This window comes from Frankia sp. CcCS3, from assembly GCF_977927575.1.
In genome coordinates this window covers 12,473-13,439 of the sequence record NZ_CDWRCL010000101.1, presented here as the reverse complement: position 1 = coordinate 13,439, position 967 = coordinate 12,473, and the positions used below count along the sequence as shown (strand labels likewise).

Here is a 967-nt window from a genome sequence, read left to right as displayed (position 1 = left end):
AGGCCCTACAGCCGCTTCCACCGCGGCGGCCCGGAGGCCGGTGCAGCCGAAGCAGATGCCTACCGGACTGTTGCCGCCGAGCTGGAAGCTGCCGGCTACGCCGTGCTGTGCCACGACATCGGGGCTCAGACGGGGGAGGAAGTGGCCGCCGTACTGGCGGCGTCTGTGCTCTCCCGGCTGGAGGGCACCCGTACCGCTTCTTGAGCGGCCCGTACCAAGGAGTCGTACGTCTCCACCGTGCGTACGGCTTCCACCCCCAGCGACGCCACGAAGGCCGCCAACTCCTCCTGCACGGCGGCGGCCGGCGCGTCGTCGGGCACCATGCGTTCCAGCTCCAGGAACGTCCCGACCCCTTCCAGCTCATCCAGGCACAACGAAACCTCGCCATGCCGGCCGGTCCGCCGGAACTTGGCAACCCGGACCGTCGCCCAGTAGCCCATGCGAAGGATCGCCTCGTGCATCTGCTGGCTCCGTCTCGTACTCCAAGCAGTCCTGGGCGTTGGCGCCCGGCTGCTTGAGGGCGAACCAGTGGCGGCCGTTCACCGTGCGCAGCCGCAGGAATGACACGCCAAGCTTGCTGTCTCCGAAGGACCAGCCGAGCGGGGCGAAGGCCTGGTCGTCCTGGTACACCGCCTCGCCGAGGTTGATACCCCGCCCACTGAGCGCGCCAAGCACTGCCTCCAGGTCCGACACGGAATACTTGACTTCAACCTCGCGCACAACGTCTCCCTATAGGTCATGAGGTAGCAGGCAAAATTGTAACGGAACCCCGATGCTGCCTATGAGGGAGCCCGAGGGGAACGGTCAATGCTGGACCAGCTTGATAACCGTCCCCAGCTGGTTGTGTGTGGAATAACTTGGCGCGCGGGGTAGCTGTCTTGCGGCAACCTAAGCGCTCACAATATAATTGACTTAGTGAACAACTAGAGTTTCGCAGTTTTCTTGATTGCCCTGCGATGGGCATTAA

Annotated in this window: 2 protein-coding genes; both read right to left on the bottom strand. The window is 64.1% G+C overall.

The genetic code is table 11. The features are described from left to right. Positions 1–125 precede the first annotated feature (125 nt). A complete protein-coding gene (locus AC08OQ_RS10970; protein WP_476600614.1) occupies positions 126–374 on the bottom strand; it encodes a hypothetical protein in 249 nt (82 codons plus the stop codon). Then, on the bottom strand, positions 361–720 hold the full coding sequence (locus tag AC08OQ_RS10965) for a hypothetical protein (protein ID WP_476600616.1): 360 nt from the start codon (positions 718–720) through the stop codon (positions 361–363). The genes AC08OQ_RS10970 and AC08OQ_RS10965 overlap by 14 nt, the downstream gene beginning before the upstream one ends. Positions 721–967 lie beyond the last annotated feature (247 nt).